The organism is Paenibacillus sp. J22FR83 (assembly GCF_059691955.1).
In genome coordinates, this window is record NZ_JCAUAM010000003.1 from 492,916 (window position 1) to 516,338 (window position 23,423).

23 protein-coding genes are annotated in these 23,423 nt (G+C 42.8%); 14 read left to right on the plus strand and 9 right to left on the minus strand.

Features of this window, described 5'->3' with window-relative positions; genetic code table 11:
- The first annotated feature begins 17 nt into the window (after nucleotides 1-17).
- The gene (locus tag AC58PV_RS07915; RefSeq protein WP_497431722.1) at nucleotides 18-1,037 is read left to right on the plus strand and encodes a Gfo/Idh/MocA family protein; all 1,020 of its coding nucleotides are present in this window, start codon (nucleotides 18-20) and stop codon (nucleotides 1,035-1,037) included.
- 102 nt (nucleotides 1,038-1,139) lie between these two features.
- On the opposite strand, the gene AC58PV_RS07920 is transcribed toward AC58PV_RS07915, so the two are convergent.
- Nucleotides 1,140-3,257, minus strand: coding sequence for an LTA synthase family protein (locus AC58PV_RS07920; protein WP_497431723.1), 2,118 nt, complete (start codon nucleotides 3,255-3,257; stop codon nucleotides 1,140-1,142).
- A 205-nt stretch (nucleotides 3,258-3,462) separates the two neighbouring features.
- Here AC58PV_RS07920 and AC58PV_RS07925 point away from each other — a divergent pair, with 205 nt between their 5' ends.
- Nucleotides 3,463-4,329 carry a YitT family protein gene (locus AC58PV_RS07925; RefSeq protein WP_497431819.1) on the plus strand — a complete coding sequence of 289 codons (867 nt, stop codon included), beginning with the start codon at nucleotides 3,463-3,465 and terminating at the stop codon, nucleotides 4,327-4,329.
- On the opposite strand, the gene AC58PV_RS07930 is transcribed toward AC58PV_RS07925, so the two are convergent.
- The gene (locus AC58PV_RS07930) at nucleotides 4,326-5,036 is read right to left on the minus strand and encodes a response regulator transcription factor (protein WP_497431724.1); all 711 of its coding nucleotides are present in this window, start codon (nucleotides 5,034-5,036) and stop codon (nucleotides 4,326-4,328) included. The two genes, AC58PV_RS07925 and AC58PV_RS07930, sit on opposite strands and share 4 nt — an antisense overlap.
- Nucleotides 5,037-5,062: 26 nt before the next feature.
- Nucleotides 5,063-6,412: a sensor histidine kinase gene (locus tag AC58PV_RS07935; protein ID WP_497431725.1), complete on the minus strand. Its 1,350-nt coding sequence runs from the start codon at nucleotides 6,410-6,412 to the stop codon at nucleotides 5,063-5,065.
- Between the two features lie 145 nt (nucleotides 6,413-6,557).
- On the opposite strand from AC58PV_RS07935, the gene AC58PV_RS07940 reads away from it, so the two are divergent.
- Both AC58PV_RS07940 and AC58PV_RS07945 read left to right on the plus strand, forming a co-directional pair.
- Nucleotides 6,558-7,481 carry a CPBP family intramembrane glutamic endopeptidase gene (locus AC58PV_RS07940; RefSeq protein ID WP_497431726.1) on the plus strand — a complete coding sequence of 308 codons (924 nt, stop codon included), beginning with the start codon at nucleotides 6,558-6,560 and terminating at the stop codon, nucleotides 7,479-7,481.
- Nucleotides 7,482-7,493: 12 nt separating this feature from the next.
- Entirely contained in the window at nucleotides 7,494-8,471 is a 978-nt protein-coding gene (locus tag AC58PV_RS07945; RefSeq protein ID WP_497431727.1) for an aldose 1-epimerase, read from the plus strand.
- Between the two features lies 1 nt (nucleotide 8,472).
- Here AC58PV_RS07945 and AC58PV_RS07950 read toward each other — a convergent pair whose 3' ends face one another.
- The 3 genes from AC58PV_RS07950 to AC58PV_RS07960 all read right to left on the minus strand — a co-directional run bounded on the left by AC58PV_RS07950 (nucleotide 8,473) and on the right by AC58PV_RS07960 (nucleotide 11,639).
- A complete protein-coding gene (locus AC58PV_RS07950) occupies nucleotides 8,473-8,853 on the minus strand; it encodes a YmaF family protein (RefSeq protein WP_497431820.1) in 381 nt (126 codons plus the stop codon).
- 57 nt (nucleotides 8,854-8,910) lie between these two features.
- Nucleotides 8,911-10,878 carry an LTA synthase family protein gene (locus AC58PV_RS07955; RefSeq protein ID WP_497431728.1) on the minus strand — a complete coding sequence of 656 codons (1,968 nt, stop codon included), beginning with the start codon at nucleotides 10,876-10,878 and terminating at the stop codon, nucleotides 8,911-8,913.
- Nucleotides 10,879-11,000: 122 nt separating this feature from the next.
- On the minus strand, nucleotides 11,001-11,639 hold the full coding sequence (locus AC58PV_RS07960; protein ID WP_497431729.1) for a DsbA family oxidoreductase: 639 nt from the start codon (nucleotides 11,637-11,639) through the stop codon (nucleotides 11,001-11,003).
- A gap of 600 nt (nucleotides 11,640-12,239) precedes the next feature.
- Here AC58PV_RS07960 and AC58PV_RS07965 point away from each other — a divergent pair.
- The 8 genes from AC58PV_RS07965 to AC58PV_RS08000 all read left to right on the plus strand — a co-directional run bounded on the left by AC58PV_RS07965 (nucleotide 12,240) and on the right by AC58PV_RS08000 (nucleotide 19,507).
- Nucleotides 12,240-12,785 carry a transposase gene (locus AC58PV_RS07965; protein WP_497431730.1) on the plus strand — a complete coding sequence of 182 codons (546 nt, stop codon included), beginning with the start codon at nucleotides 12,240-12,242 and terminating at the stop codon, nucleotides 12,783-12,785.
- Between the two features lie 108 nt (nucleotides 12,786-12,893).
- Nucleotides 12,894-13,118 (plus strand): membrane protein insertion efficiency factor YidD, encoded by a 225-nt coding sequence (gene yidD, locus AC58PV_RS07970; RefSeq protein ID WP_497431731.1) that lies wholly within the window; start codon nucleotides 12,894-12,896, stop codon nucleotides 13,116-13,118.
- A gap of 408 nt (nucleotides 13,119-13,526) precedes the next feature.
- Nucleotides 13,527-15,527: a methionine--tRNA ligase gene (gene metG, locus AC58PV_RS07975; RefSeq protein ID WP_497431732.1), complete on the plus strand. Its 2,001-nt coding sequence runs from the start codon at nucleotides 13,527-13,529 to the stop codon at nucleotides 15,525-15,527.
- Between the two features lie 135 nt (nucleotides 15,528-15,662).
- Complete coding sequence (locus tag AC58PV_RS07980; RefSeq protein WP_497431733.1) at nucleotides 15,663-16,073, plus strand: hypothetical protein; 411 nt, start codon at nucleotides 15,663-15,665, stop codon at nucleotides 16,071-16,073.
- 171 nt (nucleotides 16,074-16,244) lie between these two features.
- Nucleotides 16,245-17,159, plus strand: coding sequence for a metal ABC transporter substrate-binding protein (locus tag AC58PV_RS07985; protein WP_497431734.1), 915 nt, complete (start codon nucleotides 16,245-16,247; stop codon nucleotides 17,157-17,159).
- A 38-nt stretch (nucleotides 17,160-17,197) separates the two neighbouring features.
- Complete coding sequence (locus AC58PV_RS07990) at nucleotides 17,198-17,977, plus strand: metal ABC transporter ATP-binding protein (protein ID WP_497431735.1); 780 nt, start codon at nucleotides 17,198-17,200, stop codon at nucleotides 17,975-17,977.
- 12 nt (nucleotides 17,978-17,989) lie between these two features.
- Nucleotides 17,990-18,790 carry a metal ABC transporter permease gene (locus AC58PV_RS07995; protein WP_497431736.1) on the plus strand — a complete coding sequence of 267 codons (801 nt, stop codon included), beginning with the start codon at nucleotides 17,990-17,992 and terminating at the stop codon, nucleotides 18,788-18,790.
- Nucleotides 18,791-18,793: 3 nt separating this feature from the next.
- On the plus strand, nucleotides 18,794-19,507 hold the full coding sequence (locus AC58PV_RS08000; protein ID WP_497431737.1) for a cytochrome c biogenesis CcdA family protein: 714 nt from the start codon (nucleotides 18,794-18,796) through the stop codon (nucleotides 19,505-19,507).
- Here the strand turns inward: AC58PV_RS08000 and splB are convergent.
- Nucleotides 19,504-20,565, minus strand: a complete 1,062-nt coding sequence (gene splB / locus AC58PV_RS08005; protein WP_497431738.1) for a spore photoproduct lyase — start codon at nucleotides 20,563-20,565, stop codon at nucleotides 19,504-19,506. The two genes, AC58PV_RS08000 and splB, sit on opposite strands and share 4 nt — an antisense overlap.
- Nucleotides 20,566-20,723: 158 nt before the next feature.
- Between splB and mntR the strand changes: the two genes are divergently transcribed.
- Nucleotides 20,724-21,149: a transcriptional regulator MntR gene (gene mntR, locus AC58PV_RS08010; protein ID WP_056614749.1), complete on the plus strand. Its 426-nt coding sequence runs from the start codon at nucleotides 20,724-20,726 to the stop codon at nucleotides 21,147-21,149.
- Nucleotides 21,150-21,259: 110 nt separating this feature from the next.
- Complete coding sequence (locus tag AC58PV_RS08015; protein WP_497431739.1) at nucleotides 21,260-22,237, plus strand: patatin-like phospholipase family protein; 978 nt, start codon at nucleotides 21,260-21,262, stop codon at nucleotides 22,235-22,237.
- Here AC58PV_RS08015 and AC58PV_RS08020 read toward each other — a convergent pair.
- Complete coding sequence (locus AC58PV_RS08020) at nucleotides 22,234-22,491, minus strand: hypothetical protein (RefSeq protein ID WP_497431740.1); 258 nt, start codon at nucleotides 22,489-22,491, stop codon at nucleotides 22,234-22,236. The genes AC58PV_RS08015 and AC58PV_RS08020 overlap by 4 nt on opposite strands.
- Nucleotides 22,488-23,378, minus strand: a complete 891-nt coding sequence (locus AC58PV_RS08025) for a DUF1385 domain-containing protein (RefSeq protein ID WP_497431821.1) — start codon at nucleotides 23,376-23,378, stop codon at nucleotides 22,488-22,490. The genes AC58PV_RS08020 and AC58PV_RS08025 overlap by 4 nt, the downstream gene beginning before the upstream one ends.
- Nucleotides 23,379-23,423 lie beyond the last annotated feature (45 nt).

Here is a 23,423-nt window from a genome sequence, read left to right on the forward strand (position 1 = left end):
GAAGGAGCATTTATCTCATGAGTAAAATTAAAGTAGCCGTTGTTGGCTGTGGATCCATTTCGAAACATAGACATATCCCAGAATACGCTTCAAATGCGAACGTTGAGCTTGTAGCTTTCGTTGATCCGATCATCGAGAGAGCAGAACATTACGCACAACTTCATGGTGGTAAAGCTTACAGCAGCTACGTTGAAATGTTGAAAGCTGAAAAAGTTGATGCAGTTAGCGTTTGTACGCCAAACTACCTTCACGCTGAAATTTCGATCGCCGCGGCAAACGCTGGCGCACATGTGCTTGTTGAGAAGCCAATGGCTACAACAGCTGCTGAATCCGAGGCGATGATCGAAGCTGCAAAGAAAAATGGTGTGTTCTTGATGGTTGGTCACAACCAACGATTAATGCCTCCACACGTGAAAGCGAAAGAAATCTTGGAATCAGGTAAGCTTGGCAAGGTTCTTACTTTCCGTACTTCCTTCGGACATCCAGGTCCTGAGGGGTGGAGTGTCGATGGCCGTGAGAGCTGGTTCTTCCGTAAGGAAGAAGCGATTATGGGTGCTATGGGCGATCTAGGCGTACACAAATCAGATCTTATCCGTTGGTTGCTTGCTGATGAAGTTGCGCAAGTTGCAGCGTTCGTAGGTACTCTTCATAAAGAGGGTACAGATGTTGATGATAATGCTACATGTTTGCTTCGTATGAAAAGTGGAGCTACAGGTTCCCTAGTTGCGAGCTGGACATACTATAAAGGCCAAGATAACTCCACAGTTCTTTGGTGTGAGAATGGTGTTATCAAAATCGATACAGACCCTAACGATCAAGTAATCGTTGAGCTTCGTAACGGTACAGTGGAGCGTTACAAAGTAGGTCAAGTTGCAACAAACGAGAAACAAACTTCTAGCGGCGTTATCAGCGAATTCATTACGAGTATTGTAGATAACAAACCTCCTCGTATTTCAGGCGAAGAAGGTTACCAAGCTTTGAAAGTCATTCTTGCAGCATTCGAATCCGAAGCGACGGGTAAAATCATTAATCTTTAAGTATATGGAATCGCTAGCTCATCCCGATCAGGGATGGGCTTTTTTTTGTAAAATAAAACCCCCAATTCTCATTGTGAGAATCAGGGGATGATTGTTGCACGTTTAACGACCGCCGATATCGATAGAGACGGAGTTCGATTTTCCTACGATCGTTTCTTTGGAATCTTTCAATTGTAACTGGATGTCCCAAAGTCCTGTTTTGAGCAAAGGTCCTTCAACTAATGCGGTAACGGTATGCTCATCTTTCCAAGTGGTAGGTATCGCTTTCCCGTTCAACATAACATAACCCAATGGTGGAAGATTATTACCGGAAACCGTCAGTGTTACACTGGTCCGACCAGATATATCCTGAGAATCAGCTTCTACCTTATCCAAAATGATAGGCCCGAAACCAAGCATATATTTAGGATTAATAATAGGTGTTAGATAGTTTTTGTAAGCATGTCGTTCCCCGAAAAGAATATCATATTGCAATGTTTCATAATTTTTCAAATCATCTTCTTTAATATTCATTTGGGCAAAATGATCTTTTGGCGGGATGACTGGATACTTTTTAGCCAATTCTGTTAAGAAATTAGTATAATAATTGCCTTGTTGCCTCGATAATTCGATTAAGTAAGGTCCTAAGAAAGAAGGGCTAATATTTAAATTGTCTTTCCGTTCATTGTCGAAATTATTCCACACGACCAATGGGACGCTGTACATTTTTTTCAAGAAATCAGGATCATCTTTGCCGCTAATATACTTCGTGTCAATGTAAGTAGCATAATCATCACCAAGTGCTGGCAGATGGTCGCCCCAGAAAGCAATAATGGTAGGCTCGCCTTTTCTCTCGTAGTATTCTACGAGTTCCTGCAACATCTTATCAGACCCATTGATACCTTGCGCAAGCGTTTCAAGCATCCCCACAGAAGAAGCGGAGAAGTTGCCCGTTACATTAAACTCGTTTTTCGGGAACTTACCTGGATAGAAATGGAAATGATTCTCCATCGTATTTGCGAACACGAAATCAGAACCTTCACTTTGCTCGGTAGCGTGAATAATGTTGGCAGCAACCTCGCTGTCCGCGATATAAGGACCAGAATACGTTGGTTTGAAATACTCTATCGGAATATATTTGGAGAAGCCGAAGTCTTGATAGATTTTATTACTATTAAAATACCAATTGTAAAATGGGCTAATCGCAGTCGACGTATAACCTTGACGCGCATAAATACTCGCTAATGAATCGACTTCATTTGAAATATATTGGTTATAAGCAATGGAGCCTTGAGGCAAGAAACGCATCGAGTTGCCTGTCAGAACTTCAAATTCCACATTGGCCGTTCCACCGCCATACTGAGGTGAAAGCATCGTTCCGCTTGTGCCAGACTTCTGTAGTTTATGGAAGAATGGAATCGGATCTTTGTCGAACTTCGCTCCCGGAATAATGGTCGGATCCCAGAATGCTTCACTCAGGATGACAATTACGTTCGGTTTAATGGGTTTTGTGTTAGCATCACCAGCTTTGACCGGTGGTGTCGGGGAAGCATTCACGATGGCTTCAACCGCTTTATCATCATAACCTTCCCGGTTATCGGAGAACATGGCTTTGGTGTTCAAAACGGTGGCTAGTGCATACCCGTTTGTTTTGGTGTTTTGTACTTGATTCCAGACAGCTGCTTCGATACCACACCACTTCTGCACAGGCAGTGGCAGATCTGTATAGACAGCTAGAAACATAGCTAAACCAATTCCAGCAAGAATTGCCCGTTCTTTTAAGGCTACTTTTTTAATAAACATGGTTGTACGGTAGAGGATGAAGTAGCTTCCAACAAGGAACAGGAGAATGACAGATAAGACATTAAAAGTCAAAATGTTGGATAAATACTTCACCATGTCTGAGGCTTCGCCAGCTACGACTAAATCCCATGGCGTCAAAGGTACGCCAAGTATTTTGAGTTTCACACCGCTGATAAGAGCCAAGATAACGAGGAAACCGGCGATGACCCAATAGGCGATCCGGGTTCGTCCAATGATAGCAACGAATAGCAACACAAGGCTTACTACAATCCATTCGTTGAAAAGTAGCTCTAGAACATGCTTGAAGCTCCAAGTCATCATTTCCGTGTAATTCCCGCGGCTCAATATTTCCATGATCAGCACAGGGATCAGTGCAAGAAGTAAAAGTGGCAATCGTGGCCGGATTACGAATAATAATCGTTCAATGTTTTGTTTCATAAATTCTCCTGTGCAAAAATAAGTTAAAAGTCCTTTGAACTTCTGATATTATACCATGCATTTCGACATTATTCGATGGTATCTCTATGAAAAATAGATAGTTTGAAGGAAAATCGTAGCTCTATCAAGAATACTTATAAAAAGGAGATAATTAGGGGGCTTGCGTATGGCAAAAGAACAAATGCATCTAAAAAGAGAAGCAGTTATGCAGCTGCAACATCGAAAAATGACAAAGAGTGCGTTTTTACGTCGTGGATTGTTCTTATTTATTGGTGCCGTTTTAATGTCTGTCGGGTTGGAGATTTTTTTGGTGCCTAATCGAATTATCGATGGAGGCATTACGGGAATTTCGATCATTTTATCGTACTTAACGCAAAGTCCAATTGGCGTGTTCTTGACATTATTAAATATCCCTTTCCTTTTTATTGGTTATAAATTAATTGGTAAAACCTTCGCCTTATCCACGCTCTTTGCAATTCTAGTCATGTCAGCAGGTACAGCACTGCTGCATCCAGTGAAGGAGCTTACGAACGATCCATTGTTAGCCGCGGTGTTTGGCGGAATTATTCTTGGCATTGGCGTTGGGATGGTTATTCGTTTCGGAGGATCGCTGGACGGCACAGAAATCGTTGCTATTCTCGTCTCGAAAAAAATTCCTTTTTCTGTCGGCGAAATCGTAATGTTTTTCAACTTATTTATTCTAGGAAGTGCGGGTTTCGTTTATACATGGGACCGCGCCATGTACTCGTTAATTGCTTATTTTATTGCTTATAAAATGATTGATGTCACCATCGAAGGTTTTGATGAGTCGAAGGCTGTATGGATTATTAGCGACAACTTTAGAGAGATTGGCGGAGCCATCATGGATCGGTTGGGACGCGGCGTCACCTATCTAGAAGGTGAAGGCGGATTCTCCGGCGACAATAAGAAAGTCATCTTTTGTGTCATTACAAGGCTGGAGGAAGCCAAGTTGAAATCCATCGTCGATGGACTTGACCCTAGAGCATTTCTGGCAGTTGGTAATATCCATGATGTTAAAGGCGGAAGATTCAAGAAGAGAGACATTCACTAATCGGATTTGTCTTTCTTGGTTTCGTTATCTTTATGGGAAGAACCTCGCTCAAAAAAACCTAAACTTCGTAACTGCTGAGCAGCATCCTTGCTGCTCGGACTTCCGAGTTTTTTCAAAATATGCCCCACATGAATCTTAACTGTTCGTAACGAAATGAAGAAACGATTGGCAATTTCCGTCTGCGTATGACCTTGATCAATCATGTCAAGAACTTGAAGCTCAGTCGGGGTAATGAGATCCCTCACTTCTTTAATCTTGAATTGCTGTTCCAGTCGCTTGAGCCTACGGAATTCCTCCCGCATCTGTTCGGATACAGCCGCATTAATAGCTGACTGGCGCGTATGTGCCGCCCGAATAATACCTGGAAGTTCCTCGAAGCGCGATTTAATCTGATAATCGATTGCCCCTGCTTGGAAAGAACGGAAAATGAAATCTTTCTCCTCCATTGAGGTTAACATGATCACTTTGGCTCCCCAAGATAAGAAGGCTTGCTCCGCAAGACCTATGCCTGCGGGTTCATTTTGAAGCATAATATCCATAAGGACGACATCAGCAGTAGGTGTGGCCTGTGCAAATAATGCTTGCGCATCTTCCGCTGTAGATCTGCTCTCCACGACAGTCATATCTCCTTGCCGATTCAAATAATTTGTCAGACCGCGCAGCCAATCCAAATCATCTTCTACGATGAGTACGCGAATTGCATCCATTCTGATATTCCCTCTCCTTTGCATGTTTAACGCTGTCCCGGAAATGTCAAAAAGACGCTAGTTCCTTTACCGGGCTCACTGTTAATTTCTAAACTTCCTCCGTGCTTCTTCATGACACTATAGCAATAGGCTAGACCGAGACCGAAGTTATTTCGGCTGCCACTTTTGGTTGTGTAGAAAGGCTCAACAGCTTGTTTGAGCACGGATTTCTCCATACCCATGCCTGTGTCTTTAATTTCAAGTACCATATTTTTTTTATTTGAAAAAGCTTTAATAGAAAGTTCACCACCGCTGTTCATTGCTTCAATGGCATTCATTAAGACGTTCGTTAATGTTTCTGCGACTTGAATCTGATCCAGCTTAAGTATTAGATGATCTGGCAGATCTACATGTACTTGAATTTTACCCAAGTAGACTTCTAGCGTTTCTATTACATCTTGCAGCAACTGACGCAGGTCAACCTGAGAAATGCGCAGAGGTAATTCTTGCGTCTGTTCATGTACACGGCTAATCATATCCTGAATATGCCTGGAAGCGTTCATAACCACTTGAATGTCTTGAATAAGCTCGGTTTGTCCCGTGTCTGATGCGTGTTGATTCATCTTCTCCAGAAACAATCGCATTTTACCTACATCATTCTTAATCGCATGATTAAGAATAGCGGTACCCGACGTAATGGCGCGGAGCGTGGAATCCAATTTACGTCGCTCTATGAGCAGCCGCATACCCAGAAACCCGTATTTGAAAAATGTAAATACAAAAAAGGGGACTACAAAGGACAATATCCATACATGATAAATCCACAATCGATAGAAACCGAAGCTTGGCATGACATAATTGAGTACCCCTACACAAAGGACCGGTGGGAGCAAAGCAAGGCATGTAAACAAATGTGTCCGTTTCATTGCTGGCAGATGTTCTTTTTTGAATGCAATCAGTAAGGAACCTACCAAAATATATGGGAATGCCCAACTCACGACAATGCGAAAGTCAATAGGCATTTCTTCTGTATATGCAGGCAATAAAATCAGGCTAGCAAGCGGTGGTACTAGCAATAGTAGCGGTAACCATGTACGCAGAAGAGGCTTCTGCCACGTGGGATGATAGGCTAAGGACAACATTGCGTAAGCGTAAGGTAAACCATAGTAAGAAATCAAAGAACAAATGCTCATGACACGATAAAAGAATGAATGAAGTGATGGATTTGGTGATGTTAGCTGAAAATAGGGGAGGATGTCCGCTGATATAACAGCTGCTAAAGCGCCACAACCTCCTGTAAAAGCAACTGCGCTCATCCAACGCATCGTACGTGAACCAGGATCTACAATGAGTAGTCCTGATGCGATAAACCAAAGTGCAAATAGGACAAAAAGCATGTTTTCCCCCTCGAGCAAGTCAATAGATAGTCTTATTGTGGCATGACGTAATCGTTTGCACAAGAGTTTCCTTTCTAAGAAATGGGAGGATTTGGGCATACATGCTCGAATTGTTGTTATATGAAAGGAGTGAACCGATATTGAATTGAAGAAGAGAAGATCATATCCTATCCTTCAGATTGTGGGTAAAGTAGCGCTAACTCTCATTTTCATCATCGTGATCACAGTCATATTATCCATAGCAGCAGCAATCATTGCCGTAAGATTAAACCCTGATCTCATCGTAAGCATGGAGGCTGTCACAAGCAATTCCTTCTTTATTAAAGCGTCATTATGGGCGCAGATTGCAGGATTCATTAGTGGTGTTTGTTTGGGTTTTTATATACTTGAGCGAAAAAAGGGATGGAAACTTGGTTTTCATTGGACAGGATCCGGCCATCGATTTGGAGAAGGCTTTCTATGGGGCCTTGTATTAATAACCCTTAGCAGCATAGGGATATGGTTATTTGGGGGGATACATTTTGTTCAGATAGAATGGAGTTTGTCAAAGGGATTTGCCATCGGAGGGAGCTTTCTTCTCTTTATCGGAGTGGCGATTAATGAAGAACTTTTTGCGCGCGGTTACCTGCAAGGCCTTGTAAAAAATCGCTATGGCCATAGAATTGCCATTGGGGTATCGACCATCGTATTTGCTTTGCTGCATAGTTTTAATCCCGGGATGTGGACCACTGCGCTTCCTTTTATTAATATCCTGCTAGCAGGTTTATTAATGGGCTTGTGTCGTGAGTTTACGGGTAATCTATGGATGCCAATTGGACTGCATGTTTCGTGGAATTTCATGCAAGGATGTATATTCGGCTTCGATGTGTCAGGAATTCCGATGGCATCCCTCATTACGACAGAAACGAAAGGGGCCATCATCGTATCTGGTGGAGCTTTTGGTGCTGAAGGCAGCTTAATTACGAGCGTTGTGCTTGTGCTTGGCATCATAATGTTTTATAACTATTATCAAACCCGAAGTCGGTTTAAACAACCGCCACACGAGATTAGTAATCATAACAATTATTGAGGGGGATTCCATGTGAGCCAGTATGAAGTCATACATAGTGAATGGGAAGGGGAGTCAACCCTTCAACTTGTCGACCATCAGAATGAAGCCGTAGCCGAAATTATTCCGGCTGTCGGTCTGCACCTGTTCCGCTTCGATGTGCGGAACCACAGCTACATCGCGAAGCCCGACGACTTGTCGGAGCTTCGCGTCAATTCTTCGCGCTACGGCGTGCCCATTCTGTTCCCGCCGGGGCGTGTGAAAGAAGCGGCCTACACCTTCGGTGGCCGCGAATACCGGCTCCCGAAGAATAGGGAGCCAGATCACGCCCACGGCCAGCTGCGCGAGCGGCCGTGGAAGGTCGTCGCCAGCGGCGCGGACGCGGCTGGCGGAGCTTATGTCTCCGCGGAGTTTGATATCGCGGAGACACCGGACATGCTGGCGTATTTCCCACACGCCGCATGCTTTCGCTTTACGTACCGTCTGCAGGACGGTACGCTGTCGCTCAGCGGTGAAATCGCCAACCGAGGCGGCAATACCATGCCGCTCTCACTTGGCTTTCACCCGTACTTCGCGTTCGCGGAGGGCGAAGCCGACCGCGTGCGGGTAACCATTCCCGCGGTGGCTGAATGGCCGCTAACCGCTGGTGGCTTTGCAGCAGGGGAACCTGAGCCGTCAGTCCTCACTGAGGCCTTACAACAAGGCGCCAAAGTTTCATCACTGCCTGGATACCCTGGTGGCTCACAGCTGCTTAGCGTCGCTTCAGGTTCGCAAGTATGCGAGATTGAGTACGAGGATCGCAACACGAAACTAATGTTTGAAATGGGAGATAAGTTCCCGATTCATGTTCTATTCACGGCGCCATGGACGAATGCCGTATCCCTTGAACCTTACACAAGCATCATGAACGTGTTCAATGAATCATATCCGGCTGAAATTTCCGGTGCACGCAGCTTGGAGCCAGGTGAGACGTTTACCTTCAATTGGTCGATCCATATTGAATCGAAGTAAACTACCAGGGTTCATAACCAAAACCGATTGACGAATAACCTTGATAAGCATGCTGATGAAGCTGCATAATAATCCCTTCCATTTGAGCGGATTTAGCAAGTGCTCCTCGTCTTCCGGTGTTATACAGATTAAGATCTAATTCGCCTTGGAGTAAGTGAATATGAGCTCCATTTGCAACAGCAATTGGCGGACCGGTGATCCCATAATATGAGTGATAATGTCCATATTTAATTCCTGATATACCTTGGTATTGATGGACATGTTGGTCATAAGAAGTACCGTTTACATTGAATGTATATAATCGCAACAAATGATGATGCCCAAGTTCTTCCGATGTCACCGTTGTGAAGAAATGTACATGAGCGTGTGGAATGCTCCTCATCACACGAAAGCCCCCTATGAGTAGGATATGCTTCATCCTATTCACTGGGGGCTTTTGTCATGACGATGGTAAGGGATAAAGATTGGATTGACCGATTTTCATCTTCTTATCATCATAAACGCGTACCTCAACTTGCTGGGACTTGCCTAATTTAATTTCGGGATTAGAAGCGATATCAACATAAAGCGTATCTTTACCATCGAAATTTGATTTGACTTCCTGCCCATCAATGTACACATTGCAGGAGGAGAAAAAAGGTGCACCCGTTACTTTAATTTTTTGGTCAGCTACCGTAATCTTTGAAATGATAGGGTCACCGTAACCTAACGTATAGGTAGGTTGTACAATTGTATCTTTATACCCTTTGGCTTCATAGCCATATCTGCCCCCGAACAGATTATCATACTGCATCTTCTCATAACCTGCGAGATCGCTTTCTTGGATATGATATGTCGACCACATGTCTTGTGGAGGAATAACAGGTATTGTCTTTGATAATTCGTACAAATAATCGGTATAATAACTTCCTTTTACACCTGCCAAATGCAATAGCATCGGTCCCAAAAAAGAAGGACTTGATGATAAATTCAGTTTCTCTTGGTCAGCAGGCAAGAAGTTATTCCAAATGACAAAAGGCGTGTAATGAGTTTTTGTATAAAGATCAGGGTCATTAGGCAGCACATATTTGGCATCGCGATATACTTTGTAATCTTTCTCGAAGAAAGGGAAATGGTCCCCGAAAAACAAAATAATTGTTGGTTCTGATTTTTGTGAATAATAATCAACGAGAGATTGCAGAGCTTGATCCGTCGCTGTTATTCCTTGAGCATAAGTTTCCAAGATACTTTTGGATTCTGACGAAATATCTCCTGTAACCTGAATCGTATTCTTACTGAATTTATCAGGAGGGTAAGGATGATGATTTTCCATCGTGTTCGCAAAGACGAAATCAGGACCAGCGCTTTTTTCCGTTTCCTCAATAATTTTGTTTACAACAGCATGATCCGCGTAATTCGGTCCAGAGAAGTCATTTGGGAAATATTCACTTGAGATGAAGCGGGAAAAACCAAAGTGCTTATACACTTTTCTGCTATCAAAGAAATAACTGAAAAACGGATTAATCGCAGTTGCTGTATAACCTTGTCTGGTCGTAATGCTTGCTAATGAGTCGACACCATGGTTCATATAAGCAATATAAGGGAGGATTTCATCAGGTGATCGCCCGAAAAATCGCATCGAGTTGCCCGATAAAACCTCAAATTCAACATTTGCCGTACTACCCCCGAATTGAGGTGACAACATGTTACCACTGGTGAATTTTTTCTGTAATTCGTGCAAGTGTGGAATCGGATCGCGACTAAAAGTTACGTTTTTCATCGTCGTTGGATCGAAAAAAGACTCGCCAAGTAAAACAATTATATTTGGTTTTTTATCATTCGTAGCGGGTTTATCAGGGATTTGGTTTAGAATATCAGTAATAGCTTTCTTACTATAACCACTTGGTTTTGCAACTTTTAAAAAATTTAACATTTGAACGGATGAATATAAATAGCCATTCTCATCATAGGTAATCGTTTGATCCCATGGGACCGTGTACACACCATACAGTTTTGAAAATGAAAGGGGCTTATCTGCATACAGACAAGTCGCCATAACAATAGCAATTACACCGTAAATTGAACGTTCAATCCAGTGAAACTTCAATTTGCTATTACGAAGAATAAGATGAAACAGACAAGCTACAATAACAATAAACAGCAAGAGATAGGCAACAATACGATTCGTAAAATATTCGCTCAAAAACTTCCTATACTCCATAAGTTGGTTGTTAAAATAAAGATCCCAAGGATAGTAAGGTGCGCCAATCGCCTTTAACTTACTACCGCTAATCGCACCAAGTGGCAACAGAATAGCGCTTAGGAGCCAAAACGACAGCCTAGAGCGACCAGAAATGGCGATGAGAAATAAATACAAAGTTCCAACAACGAAATAAGCAAGTACCATAGCTAACGGATACGTTGTCATCCAATGATGAAACTCCTTATAAGTTCCCCTCTCCAAGTATTCAACCATACACATTAATACAAATGGAAGTATAACAATCATTACGCGAGTAGGTAATTGTTTAAGTGCCTTAAGAAAAGTAGTCATTCGTCCGTTCCTTCTGCACTAATTTGCTCTAAAGCTTGAAGAAACGTAGCTGCGGGTTGAGCACCCGTTAATGCATATTTTTGGTTGATCACGAAAAAAGGAACTCCTGTTACACCTGCTTGACTGGCAAATTCAAGATCATCTTCAACCTGTTCCAAGCCTTCTTTTGCTTGAAGTTGGTGTCGTGTTTGATGCGGATCCATACCAAGCTGACTTGCCGCTTCAAGTAGGAAATCTATATCACCAATGTCTTTTCCATCCTCGAAATAAGCTTTGAACAAATCGTCTACAAGGAGCTGTTTGACATCATTAGGTGCGATCGCAATAAGCTGATGCGCCTTTAACGTATTCGGCATTGTCGTAACTTTCTCAAAATCAAAACGTAAACCCGATGCTTGCCCAGCTTGCGTTACCTGTTGAAGCATCGCTTGTAGCTTACTTTCGTCAGCACGGAATTTCGCACGCATAAGCTTCCCAAAATCGACACCTTCCGCAGGCGTCGACGGATCAAGTTGATACGCACAATAATGCAGCTCAACAGGTTCAGCGGTAAATTCCTCAAGCGCATCCATCAGATTCTTCTTCCCGATGCGGCACCAAGGACAGACTAAATCTTGGAATATTTCAATTCTCATCTACAATAAACTTCCCTTCAATCGTCGCTTCAACTCTCCATTCAACATTATAACCCAAAGATGATAAATGTCACCATGAAACACCATCTGTTGCTTATATAGATCTTTAAACCTCCATAGACCCCAAATTAAACTCAACAAACCTACCTACTTCTATGCTGGAAACTGAGATAGCTAGACGCCAAACTTTAATTGAATCAATTGGCACCTTGAATTAACCCAAGGTTATTTTAGATGACAAAAGGGAGAGATATCACGCCTCAAACTAATTTCTGTGATATATACAAGCCGCGGTGAACTGTGTTGTACCTGACAATAAGTGTAACTTCCAACCTAGAGGAGTTGATACCGCGCTTCAATCTAATTTCTGTGGTATATACAAGCCGGGGTGAACAGAGTGATACCAGCAGTTAGTGTAATCCCCAAATCTTTAGACTTGTACATATCACAGAATTTGATTCCATGTGAACATATCAGCAGAGAAAACACTTGGAAAGTATAACTAATATGGTAAATTTTAATCGAAAAATCATTTACATAGGAACGCTTGTTTGGTATAATATCAATAGGAACAAAAGTTTGTGTAATGGGTGGGTGGACATGAATATTAGACCGATTGCTAGTGATACGTTAGCTTGTACGACAGAAGAGGCGTGCGAAGATTTTCTTATGAACTTGCGTTGGTCTATGGGTTTTCATTGTCCTCGTTGTGATCATCATGAAGCCTTTCATATTCGTACACGTAGATTGTTGGAGTGTAAAGAGTGCAGGATGCAAGTTTCGATAACTGCGGGGACAATTATGCATAAATCGAAACTTTCTTTGTTAACCTGGTTCAAAGCTATCCAGCTTATATGTAAAAACGGTGTCGAAGTTACAGCATACGCTTTATCAGAAATGCTGGCTATTAATTATAGAAGTGCTAAGCTGCTGATCGAAAAAATTTGTTTGGCAATCAAAGTTGAAGAGAGTCGTTTACTTGCTCTGCGCAAAATGAAGATGAAAACCAACGATAATTGGTGTGCCCCGTTTGATCTCAAAACATATATAGAAGTTAAATTATCTAAACTTAGTCAGCAATCTCTAATGAAAACGTTCGTGTCGATTCACTTATATTCCAAATTCCTGAAGTGCTTTCAACTTTGATAGAGTTGGAAGTTACTGTTCTAGTCTAGGCAGTATTTGACGTGATTCTTGTTTTCAGTCAATATGGAAGTGAGGGATATAACTTTACGTAGAATTAGGAGAATACTGATGAAAAGGGTTGTTCAAGCTCCCATCCATTTTTATCGGAAATTTATTTCGCCGTTAAAGCCACCGACATGCCGATTCTATCCAACTTGTTCGCAATATGCGTTAGAAGCGATTGAGGTACACGGACCTTTGAGAGGTTCTTGGTTATCGGTGAAGCGGATTTGCAAATGCCATCCATTTCACCCAGGTGGTGTGGACCACGTGCCTGCAAAGCGAGTAAATTAATATAGTGAATCTGTCGGCTTGACATGAGGCTGTTTTTTTCGATATATTGTGCTTAAAGATGCTAAATATTGTTTATTTCGATGAACGGATAAGTACAATCAAATGCCTATGAACAGAGAGCCGGGGCAGGTGAAAGCCGGTATAGGAGAATGTTTGGAAGATGGTCCTGGAGAATAGACCTTCGAGCTGCTCGGCATAAGTGTGTATAGCAAGTGATTACGCACGCATTGTCAGAGAGTAAGCTGGTCTCGTGTCCCAGCGTTAATGGGCAAGTCGTAACAGACTTACTGAGCCCCGAGCTTGTGAAAGGCGGGGGAACCTGGGTGGTACCGCGTGAGTTCAACTCTCGTCCCAAGATGGATGAGGGTTTTTTGTGTTTTCTACTAACGGTTATTGGAGGAATGAAAGATGTCCGAACAATCAAAAACATTTTATATTACAACACCGATCTACTATCCGAGTGATAAGCTGCATATTGGTCATGCGTATTCGACTGTTGCTGGAGATGCGATGGCCCGCTACAAAAGGTTGCAGGGCTATGATGTTAGGTATTTGACGGGTACAGATGAACATGGTCAGAAAATTGAGCGCAAAGCGCAAGAAAAAGGAACGACGCCACAAGCATTTGTGGATAATATTGTTTCTGGGATTAAGGAGCTTTGGGCGAAGCTGGACATTTCATATGACGATTTTATTCGAACGACAGAAGATCGTCATAAGGACGCGGTTGCTAAGATTTTTCAACGTTTACTTGATCAAGGCGATATTTATTTAGGGGAGTATGAAGGTTGGTACTGTATTCCGGATGAATCCTTCTTCCTTGAGAGCAAGTTGGTCGATGGGAAATGTCCTGACTGTGGGCGTCCAGTAGAGAAGATGAAGGAGCAAACGTATTTCTTCCGGATGAGTAAGTATGCGGATAGACTCGTTCAGTACTATGAAGAAAACCCTGATTTCATTCAGCCCGAATCACGTAAGAACGAGATGTTGAATAACTTCATTAAACCAGGTTTAGAGGATTTAGCTGTATCTAGAACGACATTTGACTGGGGGATCAAAGTTCCTGGAGATCCCAAGCATGTTATTTATGTTTGGATTGATGCGCTTTCCAATTATATTACAGCACTTGGCTACGGTTCTGATGATGAAACGATTTTCAAAAGATACTGGCCAGCAGATGTTCATCTGATGAGTAAGGAAATTGTGCGTTTCCATACGATTTATTGGCCGATTATGTTGATGGCGCTTGATTTGCCTTTACCGAAAAAGGTTTTTGCACACGGATGGCTGCTTATGAAGGATGGCAAAATGTCAAAGTCCAAGGGCAATGTCGTTGATCCTGTTACGCTAATTGACCGTTATGGTTTGGATGCTCTTCGTTATTACCTCATGCGCGAAGTGCCATTCGGTGCAGATGGCACGTTCACACCAGAGAGTTTTGTTGAACGTGTGAATCATGATCTAGCTAATGATCTAGGGAATTTATTGAATCGTACAATTGTGATGATCGATAAGTATTTTGCTGGAAGTATTCCTGCGTACATTCCTGGCGCTACTGAATTTGATGAAAGTCTGTTAGAGACGGTTCGTATTACTGTTGCTAAGTATGAAGAATCCATGGAGAAGATGGAGTTCTCTATTGCATTAGCCGCGGTGTGGCAGTTGATCAGCCGCACGAATAAATATATCGACGAAACGCAGCCATGGTCGATGGTGAAAGATGAAGCCAAGCGAGATACGCTTGGATCGGTCATGTACGTGCTGGCGGAGTCCCAGCGCATTTCTTCTGTTCTTCTTCGTCCATTCTTGACGAAGACACCTGAACTAATCTGGGCGCAGTTGGGCTTGGCTGCAGAAGATTTACCACGCTTGACTTCGTGGGAAAGCGTGCAGTCATTCGGCCATCTCCCTACCGGCACCAAGGTGCAGAAGGGAGAGCCGATGTTCCCTAGACTCGACGTAGCGGCAGAAGTCGCCTATATCGTCGAGGCCATGGGTGGCGGTGCCCCGGAGAGCACCGAGGAGCCAAAGGCAGCAGCGACAACGTCCGCTGCAGCTGCATCCGTGCCAACGCCGGAGCCCAAAGAAGAAATCGGTATCGACGATTTCGGTAAAGTGGAGCTGCGTGTGGCCCAAGTAATTTCGGCGGAGCCTGTGAAAGGCGCCGACAAGCTTCTCAAGCTGCAGCTCGACCTCGGATATGAGCAGCGTCAGGTTGTTTCGGGCATCGCGAAGTTCTATACGCCCGATGATCTTGTTGGACGCAAAGTGATTTGCGTCACGAACTTGAAGCCCGCCAAGCTGCGCGGCGAGCTGTCGCAAGGTATGATTCTCGCCGCTTCACATGGCGATCAGCTTACGCTGGCTACCGTTCCAGACTTGATGCCGAACGGCGCGATTGTGAAATAATAGCCATAGGCTCAAGACCCTTTCCCTTGTTCTAGGGGAGGGTCTTTTGTTTTTTTGTGGCTATGTTTGAGGGTATTTTTGAAAATAAAGGGCAAACTATAGGAAACTAACCACGGAGTGAATGAGATGCTAATTATGCGTATTGGCAAATGGATAACTATAGCGATTGTAATCATCACTTTGACAGCTTGCTCGTTGTTCGGTGGAGGCGAGAAGAAGAAGGAAGAAGCCAAAAAAGAAGCTGAAGCAAAGAATCAGGAAAGTGTCATAGATCAAGAACTGAAGAAGCAGTATCAAATGTTTAATGAAGTGATTGAATACCAAAAAGAACAAGACCTCAAGCTGATTAAAGAATCAGAAGAACGTTATAAAAAGCTGAAAGAAGAAGCAGACAAACCAACAAAAGGCAGTAGCGAGGAAAAGCAGAAAGCTAGAGAGGCTAAGATTGTGAAAGAGGGATCCGACGATTCAGGTACTGGCGAGAACTCTGATGAGTCTGGAAATGCCAGTAATTCAAGTGATTCTGACGCTTCGGAAGAGGAATAATTGCTCCTAATTTTGACTGTAAAACATAGTTGAAATAGAAATGGCCATGCTGTGAACAATGCAGCTGGCTTTTTTAACTTTCCTCTTCAGATATATTGACTTCAATAAACCCACCTCGTATAATCAAAACGTTAATAAAAAAAATTACGATTTAGAGTGGGGTTTATTCATATGACAAGACATGCAAAGTGTTTAATCTACATAGCTTTATTGATAATAGCTGCTTGCTCCATTGCGGGCTGTGGCAATTCGAAAGCGGGATTAGTTGAAGGGAAAGTAAATGTCGTAACTAGCTTTTATCCCTTATATGATTTTACCAAACAAATTGGTGGCGACTATGTCAACGTGATTAATCTTGTCCCGGCTGGCGTGGAACCACATGATTGGTCTCCAAAAAGCAGAGATATCAAAAATATGTCAGGGGCCGAAGTTTTTGTGTATCAAGGTGCTGGTTTTGAAGGCTGGGTCAAAGATTTCCTTGGAAGTCTATCAAGTAAATCGACAGTTCGCGTCGTAGAAGCAAGTAAAGGGGCAAATTTGATTACAACAGATGAAAATAAGAAAGAATTTGACCCACATGCCTGGTTAAGTCCGTTAAATGCACAAATAATGGCTAATAATATTAAGATGGCTCTCATTGAAGCAGATCCAGCTCACAAAGATGTGTTTGAGCAAAACTATCAGAAATACAACGCTAAATTATCGGAGCTAGACGCTACATACAAAAGGGAACTGGCGGCTACTACAAAAAAAGAAATTGCCGTATCTCATCACGCATTTGCATATCTATGTAGAGACTATGGCTTGACACAAATGTCTATCATGGGGTTATCTCCAGATGCAGAGCCAACGGCGCAAGATCTCAAACAAATCAACGCATTTATTAGAGACCATCAGCTTAAATATATTTTCTTTGAAGAACTTGTTTCGGATAAGCTGGCTAAGACGTTGGCCAAAGATGCTAAGGTAGACACGCTAGTATTGAATCCGCTAGAGGGACTTACGGAAGAGCAGATCAAAGCAGGCGAAGATTATATTTCGATTATGGACAAAAACTTGAAAAACCTAGTCCTCGCGTTACAATAAGAATGTAGGACAATTCTCAGTAAGTCAGGAGTAATCAGATGGAAACTAGTAATAGGATGTTCTGCCATCAGAAAATTGTAACAATCGATCAGATTTCATTTGCATATGAAAATAAGACAGTCGTTAACAATCTACAGTTTGATGTATTTGAGCGTGATTTTGTTGGGGTAATTGGTTCCAACGGAGCTGGAAAAACGACGCTTCTAAAAATGTTAGTTGGTTTATTGAAACCATCAAGTGGAGAAATTCGGATATTTGATCGGCCGTTGAATCAGTTCAAAGATTGGGAACGCATCGGATATGTGCCGCAAAAAAATGCTTTCAATCCGTTATTCCCTGCGACAGTTAGGGAGGTTGTTCTTTCTGGCATGTACACCAAGAAGAATGTATATCGCCGCCTTTCCAAAGCGGATTTGCAAAAGGCAGAAGATGCGATGCTGGCGATGCGCATCGAGGATTTAGCTGATCGGCGCATTGGTCAACTCTCTGGAGGACAGCAGCAACGCGCGTTCTTAGCGCGTGCGATTGTGAATAATCCGGAGCTGCTCATTCTAGATGAGCCTACGGTAGGGATTGATGCCGAAACACAAATCGGTTTCTTCCGAATGATCAAACATATGCATCAGCATCATCATATGACCTTCATTATGGTTTCTCATGATATGGACATGATTCAGTCCTATTTGGGAACAGAGCCGAAGCAAGTAAGCGGTGGTATTAAGTTTTATGTGAAACATACCCATGATCCCGAGGATTGCCGTGAAACGAATCTAACACATTCACTCGGCCAGATTCGAGAGATGATCGGAGTTCAGTAAGGAGCGAACGTTTTGGACATTTTCACAGAGTATTTCTTTCAACGTGCATTAATAGGTGGTTTATTGATCGGGCTAACTGCGCCATTAATGGGCGTTTTTCTTGTTCTAAGACGTCTGTCTATGATAGGGGACACACTAGCACACGTTTCGATTGCTGGGGTTGCACTCGGATTTTTGATCAATGTATACCCGCTAGGCGTAGGGCTTGTATTTGCTTTGCTGGCTTCATTTGCGATAGAAAGATTGCGCAAGGCATATAAGACTTACGCGGAGCTCTCTATTGCGATTATCATGTCGGGCGGCGTTGCGCTGGCTACGTTACTTTTTACCCTGGGCAAAGGGTTTAATATGAATGTCATGAGCTATCTCTTCGGCAGCATTTATACGTTAGATTCCACTGATTTATGGGTGGTCTTGGTTGTATGTGTGCTCGTTATCGGCGTTATAGCTTTTCATTTCAAAGAGTTTTTCTTGATGTTTTTTGACGAGGATGCAGCGAGCGTAAGTGGACTTCCATTGAAATTTTATAATATGATGATTACAATGCTGACGGCACTTGTTATTTCAGTGGCTATCAAAATTGTAGGCGCCTTGTTGGTTTCATCGTTGCTAACGATTCCAGTAGCATGCAGCTTGTTAATTGCCCGAAGCTTCAAACATTCCGTTTTCTTAGCGATTTTATTCTCCGAAATTGCCGTCATTGTCGGCCTTGTTGTAGCTGGGATTTGGGATCTGGCACCAGGCGGAACGGTTGTTCTGAGCCTCATCGCTATACTAATCGGAATTATTGCAAAGAGAGGATTGAGAATATAGGTCATGGATTCAGTTAATGTTTGGATCGCCCTCTGGGCGGGGATAGCATCTTTCATTTCACCTTGTTGTTTGCCTTTATATCCTTCGTTTTTATCCTACATAACAGGTATTTCGGTCAGTGAACTGAAGTCTGGGAGAACAACTGTACAAGTTAGGCGTCAAACGATGCTTCATACGTTAAGTTTCATCCTTGGGTTCTCCATTATTTTTTATGCATTAGGGTTAACGGCAGGATTTGTCGGGAGCTTCTTTATTGACTATCGTGATTTGCTTCGTCAAATCGCCGCCATTTTAATATTTGTAATGGGTTTATTTTTACTTGGTATTTTTCAACCGCAGTGGCTCATGAGAGAACGCAAGCTATCCATTAAATTTCGACCAGCTGGTTATATTGGCTCTGTCTTTGTTGGTATGGGTTTTGCCGCGGGGTGGTCACCGTGCGTGGGTCCAATTCTGTCAGCCATTCTAGCATTAGCGGCTACAGAACCAGGAACATGGTTTCAATTAACTACGTCCTATTCACTTGGATTCGCAATTCCTTTCTTTGTCCTATCCTTTTTCATCGGTTCAACCAAATGGATTCTTCGCTATTCCAACCTGCTTATGAAAATTGGTGGAGGCTTGATGATCGTTATCGCCATTCTTCTTTATACAGGTAAAATGACGCAAATCACCCTTTGGTTGAACTCCATTACACCTGATTTTTTGAAGTTTTAAGTAAAATATTCAATTTTCGCTTGAGGGAATTTTTCGAAGATTTGTTCGGTGATAAATTCCCTCAACGCGGTTGCTTGCTCATCTTTGTATACATATTTACCTTTCCCATATTTTCCCCATTTGTACTTTCTCTTTTCTTCGTCCATTTCCAGTTTTGTTTTGGGATATCGCTTCTCAATAATATTCTTGGCCGTTTTGGTGAACCGATGTTGAATCATCTCGAAAGTGAGATCATGAGTGGCTTCGGCAGGTAGGGTGTTATAGAGTTTATCAATCAACGCGGCATATCCTTCTTCCCAGCCTTCATGCCAAATAATAGGTGCAATAATGAAACCAAGCGGATAACCAGCCTTGGCTACTTTGCCTGCCGCTTCAATGCGTTCATGAAACCGAGAAGTACCAGGTTCGAAGTTTTTGATCACGTAATCCGCATTCACGCTAAAACGGAAACGGGTATGCTTATTATGTTTAGCGTCTAGCAGCGGTTCCACATGATGGTACTTGGTGACGAATCGCAGACGTCCATGTTCTTGTTCACCCATAAACTCGATTAACTGTTTGAGTGAGCCGGAAATATGTTCAAGCCCTACGGGATCAGAGGTACACGCGGCTTCAAAACGCGTAATTTCGGGCTCGCGCTCTTCAATATAGTTTTTGGCTGCGCCGAGGATATCGTCAATATTGACGTAGACGCGAATATAGGGCTTCGCCCCCATTGTTGTTTGTAAATAACAATAGTGGCAATGGCCCATGCAGCCTGTTGCAATCGGAATGGCGTATTCGGCGGAAGGTTTGGATGTCTCGAATTTTAGTGTTTTTCGTATTCCAACGACAAGGGTTCTCTTAGCGATTCGATATTTATCTAATTCGCTTTCGCCTGGCAAATCGCGGATTTGATTATGCGAGGTCGTCATATGGATTTCAAGGCCTTCTTGCTCAGCCCATTGATAAATTTGCTTGCCTTTGGGATAATTCAGGGCATCTGGTTCAAAATAAACAAGCTCCGGCACGAAAATCGTCGTACTAGGTTGCGGCCTTGTGAGTAACTCAGTCGACATATGGGCCTCCTTCTAGAAATGTGATTGCGTCTCTATTATTTTAGTGTGCCAATGTGGCGTGCTTTGAAATCATGGGAGATTTGACCGCATCGAGGTAGATGGATTATGATAGGAAGGCAGTATCGCTTGAAATTCGCACAGCAGGGGGAAATATAGCAATGGCTACGCCAAGTATGGAAGATTATTTGGAGAGAATATACAAGCTTATCGATGAGAAAGGTTATGCTCGTGTTTCCGACATTGCTGAAGGGCTAGAAGTGCACCCCTCTTCCGTGACTAAAATGATTCAAAAATTAGATAAAGATAATTATTTAATCTATGAAAAATATCGCGGTCTCATCCTTACGCCAAAAGGGAAGAAGATGGGCAAACGCTTGATGGATCGTCATGAGCTGCTGGAAAATTTCCTAACGACAATTGGTGTCCATGAGGATAATATATATAAGGATGTCGAAGGCATAGAACATCATTTAAGCTGGGATTCGATTACGTGTATTGAAACCTTGTTGGAATACTTTCGAAGAGACCCCAGTCGAGCAGATGAACTTATGAATGTTCGTAAAGAATTAGAGGCAGAGAACTAGGCAGAGACCTTTTAAGGTACTCTGTCTTTTTTTGTGGGAATACAAACAAACTGCTCTCGCATACATACCTAAGAAGCCCTACGAAATAGAGCTATGGGAGGATGCAGGGTATGAAGATTAACGGCGTGTTTGAAGGTGGGGGAGTCAAAGGGATTGCTTTGGCGGGAGGTGTCAGTGCAGCCATTGAACAAGGATATACCTTTCATAATGTCGCAGGTACAAGCTCTGGATCGATTGTAGCGGCTTTGTTGGCAGCTGGTTATACTGGGGAAGAGATGAGGGAATTAATCCTTAGAGCGCCCTTCAAGTCGTTTATGCAACGTTCTCCTATTTTCAATACGAAGATTGTTGGACCCGCGGCACGCTTATTGCTTAAAAAAGGACTATATTCCGGGGAAGCCTTGGAACATTGGGTCAATCAACAGCTCGCGGCAAAAGGCGTTCGCACGTTCGGGGATCTTCAGCCCAATCAGCTTCGCATTATTGCTTCAGACATCACACAGGGCAAACTATTGGTTCTGCCGAATGATATAACCCAATATGGCATAGAACCGGGCAAGCTTTCCGTTGCCAAAGCCGTACGGATGAGCACAAGCATACCCTATTTCTTCGATCCTGTTCGAATTCGGCGGAATATAAAAAGCTCCGAGAAGGCTAAGCCGTTCTCAGAGCAGTTTAATTATATCGTGGATGGCGGTTTGTTAAGCAACTTTCCACTTTGGGTATTCGACAATGAAATGCCGCGTACCAAGCTCATTCCTGTTATTGGCTTCCAACTTGTTGGAAAGAGTGATACGCCAACACATACGATCCGTGGACCTATTACGATGCTGGAGGCACTCTTCAGCACAATGCTGAGTGCGCATGATGAGCGCTACATTGAACAGAAGAATCGCTTCCGAACCGTGAAAATTCCTACCTTAGGTGTTGGGAACACACAATTCACCATCTCCAAAGAATTAAGCATGTCGCTGTATGAGTCGGGCTACTTGGCGGCTAAAGCGTACTTCAAAAGTTGGTCTGCCAGCACCTATGAAGAAAATTATGAGAAATATGTGATGCGACCTCCACATAAATCCTTGGTTTAGTGATATTTCGGGAAATCATCCTTATCCGAATCTTTGGAGCCGTTGATAACGCGGAATTTCGCGTTTTTCGTTTTCCCTCTTTCAGCTCCACGAGGAACGGAAGGTTTCTTCCAACGGGAAGGTGGGAATTTATACAGAAGGAAAATGACGCCAAGTACAAATATAGGTATGAGAAAAAATCTGAAATTAGCGAGCAAGCCTATTGCAATTAAAACGCCTATGGCAATTTCAACCGGAGAAAACTTTCTTCTCATGCCCGTCCCTCCATAATTCGTTTTTCCGCTTCTAGCATGCGGTTAAAAGATGCAATGGACACCTCGACTTGGCTATCTTCCGGTTCTTTGGTTGTCAATAATTGAAGCCAAAGACCAGGGTAACCTAGATAACGAAGAACAGGTACATCACGTAGGGAGTTCGTAAAACGCAGTACCTCATAAGAAACACCGATCACTAAAGGCAACAAAATTAAACGCTGCACAATACGTTCGACCATGCCGTCATAGTGAAGGAAAGAGTAGATGACAACTCCGATCAAAACGGTAAATACGATAAAGCTGCTTCCACAACGGTAATGAAGGGTGTTGAACTTTTGCACATTGCTTACGGTTAATTCCATACCTGCTTCATAAGCGCTGATCACTTTATGTTCTGCGCCATGATATTGAAATAATCTCCGAATCATAGGTGTAAGTGAGATGAAGTAAATATATCCCACCAACAAAATAATTTTAATAACACCTTCTATAAGATTATGAAGAATCTGATTGCTAAATACATTTTGAAACAAAAACTGTTCAACAATAGCGGGAACTAAAGTAAAAATAAATTTTCCGAATAAAAAGGAAAGGACACCGACGAAAGCAACGCCTAAAACCATGGAGATGCTAGAGAAAATACCAGATTTCTCTTCTTTCTTCGCCGTTTTAGCTTCGCCTTCTTGCTCCGCGAATGACTCAGCGGAGAAATTCAGATGCTGTGCACCTTTGGCGCTGGACTCGATAATACCAACAATTCCTCGTACGAAAGGAATTTTCTTAAGTCCCTGAACCCATGGAGTCACTTTCTTGGGTACTTCTAAAAAATCAAGGGAACCGTCTTTTTTGCGCACAGCAGTTACATGCACATTTCTTCCTGCGAACATGACGCCCTCGATGACGGCTTGTCCTCCGTATATACTGTTTTGTTC

Bases quoted from the DNA above. Each gene is read 5' to 3' on its own strand.
- AC58PV_RS08015 (WP_497431739.1), top strand. From the start codon at position 21,260: ATGAAGATTAACGGCGTGTTTGAAGGTGGGGGAGTCAAAGGGATTGCT.
- AC58PV_RS07950 (WP_497431820.1), bottom strand. From the start codon at position 8,853: ATGAGGAGCATTCCACACGCTCATGTACATTTCTTCACAACGGTGACA.
- AC58PV_RS07990 (WP_497431735.1), top strand. From the start codon at position 17,198: ATGGAAACTAGTAATAGGATGTTCTGCCATCAGAAAATTGTAACAATC.
- AC58PV_RS08020 (WP_497431740.1), bottom strand. From the start codon at position 22,491: ATGAGAAGAAAGTTTTCTCCGGTTGAAATTGCCATAGGCGTTTTAATT.
- AC58PV_RS07915 (WP_497431722.1), top strand. From the start codon at position 18: ATGAGTAAAATTAAAGTAGCCGTTGTTGGCTGTGGATCCATTTCGAAA.
- AC58PV_RS08025 (WP_497431821.1), bottom strand. From the start codon at position 23,378: ATGTTCGCAGGAAGAAATGTGCATGTAACTGCTGTGCGCAAAAAAGAC.
- yidD (WP_497431731.1), top strand. From the start codon at position 12,894: ATGAAAAGGGTTGTTCAAGCTCCCATCCATTTTTATCGGAAATTTATT.
- mntR (WP_056614749.1), top strand. From the start codon at position 20,724: ATGGCTACGCCAAGTATGGAAGATTATTTGGAGAGAATATACAAGCTT.
- AC58PV_RS07960 (WP_497431729.1), bottom strand. From the start codon at position 11,639: ATGAGAATTGAAATATTCCAAGATTTAGTCTGTCCTTGGTGCCGCATC.
- AC58PV_RS07955 (WP_497431728.1), bottom strand. From the start codon at position 10,878: ATGACAACGTATCCGTTAGCTATGGTACTTGCTTATTTCGTTGTTGGA.
- AC58PV_RS07980 (WP_497431733.1), top strand. From the start codon at position 15,663: ATGCGTATTGGCAAATGGATAACTATAGCGATTGTAATCATCACTTTG.
- AC58PV_RS07935 (WP_497431725.1), bottom strand. From the start codon at position 6,412: ATGCTTTTTGTCCTATTTGCACTTTGGTTTATCGCATCAGGACTACTC.
- AC58PV_RS07965 (WP_497431730.1), top strand. From the start codon at position 12,240: ATGAATATTAGACCGATTGCTAGTGATACGTTAGCTTGTACGACAGAA.
- splB (WP_497431738.1), bottom strand. From the start codon at position 20,565: ATGTCGACTGAGTTACTCACAAGGCCGCAACCTAGTACGACGATTTTC.
- AC58PV_RS07920 (WP_497431723.1), bottom strand. From the start codon at position 3,257: ATGAAACAAAACATTGAACGATTATTATTCGTAATCCGGCCACGATTG.
- AC58PV_RS07985 (WP_497431734.1), top strand. From the start codon at position 16,245: ATGACAAGACATGCAAAGTGTTTAATCTACATAGCTTTATTGATAATA.
- metG (WP_497431732.1), top strand. From the start codon at position 13,527: ATGTCCGAACAATCAAAAACATTTTATATTACAACACCGATCTACTAT.
- AC58PV_RS08000 (WP_497431737.1), top strand. From the start codon at position 18,794: ATGGATTCAGTTAATGTTTGGATCGCCCTCTGGGCGGGGATAGCATCT.
- AC58PV_RS07930 (WP_497431724.1), bottom strand. From the start codon at position 5,036: ATGGATGCAATTCGCGTACTCATCGTAGAAGATGATTTGGATTGGCTG.
- AC58PV_RS07925 (WP_497431819.1), top strand. From the start codon at position 3,463: ATGCAGCTGCAACATCGAAAAATGACAAAGAGTGCGTTTTTACGTCGT.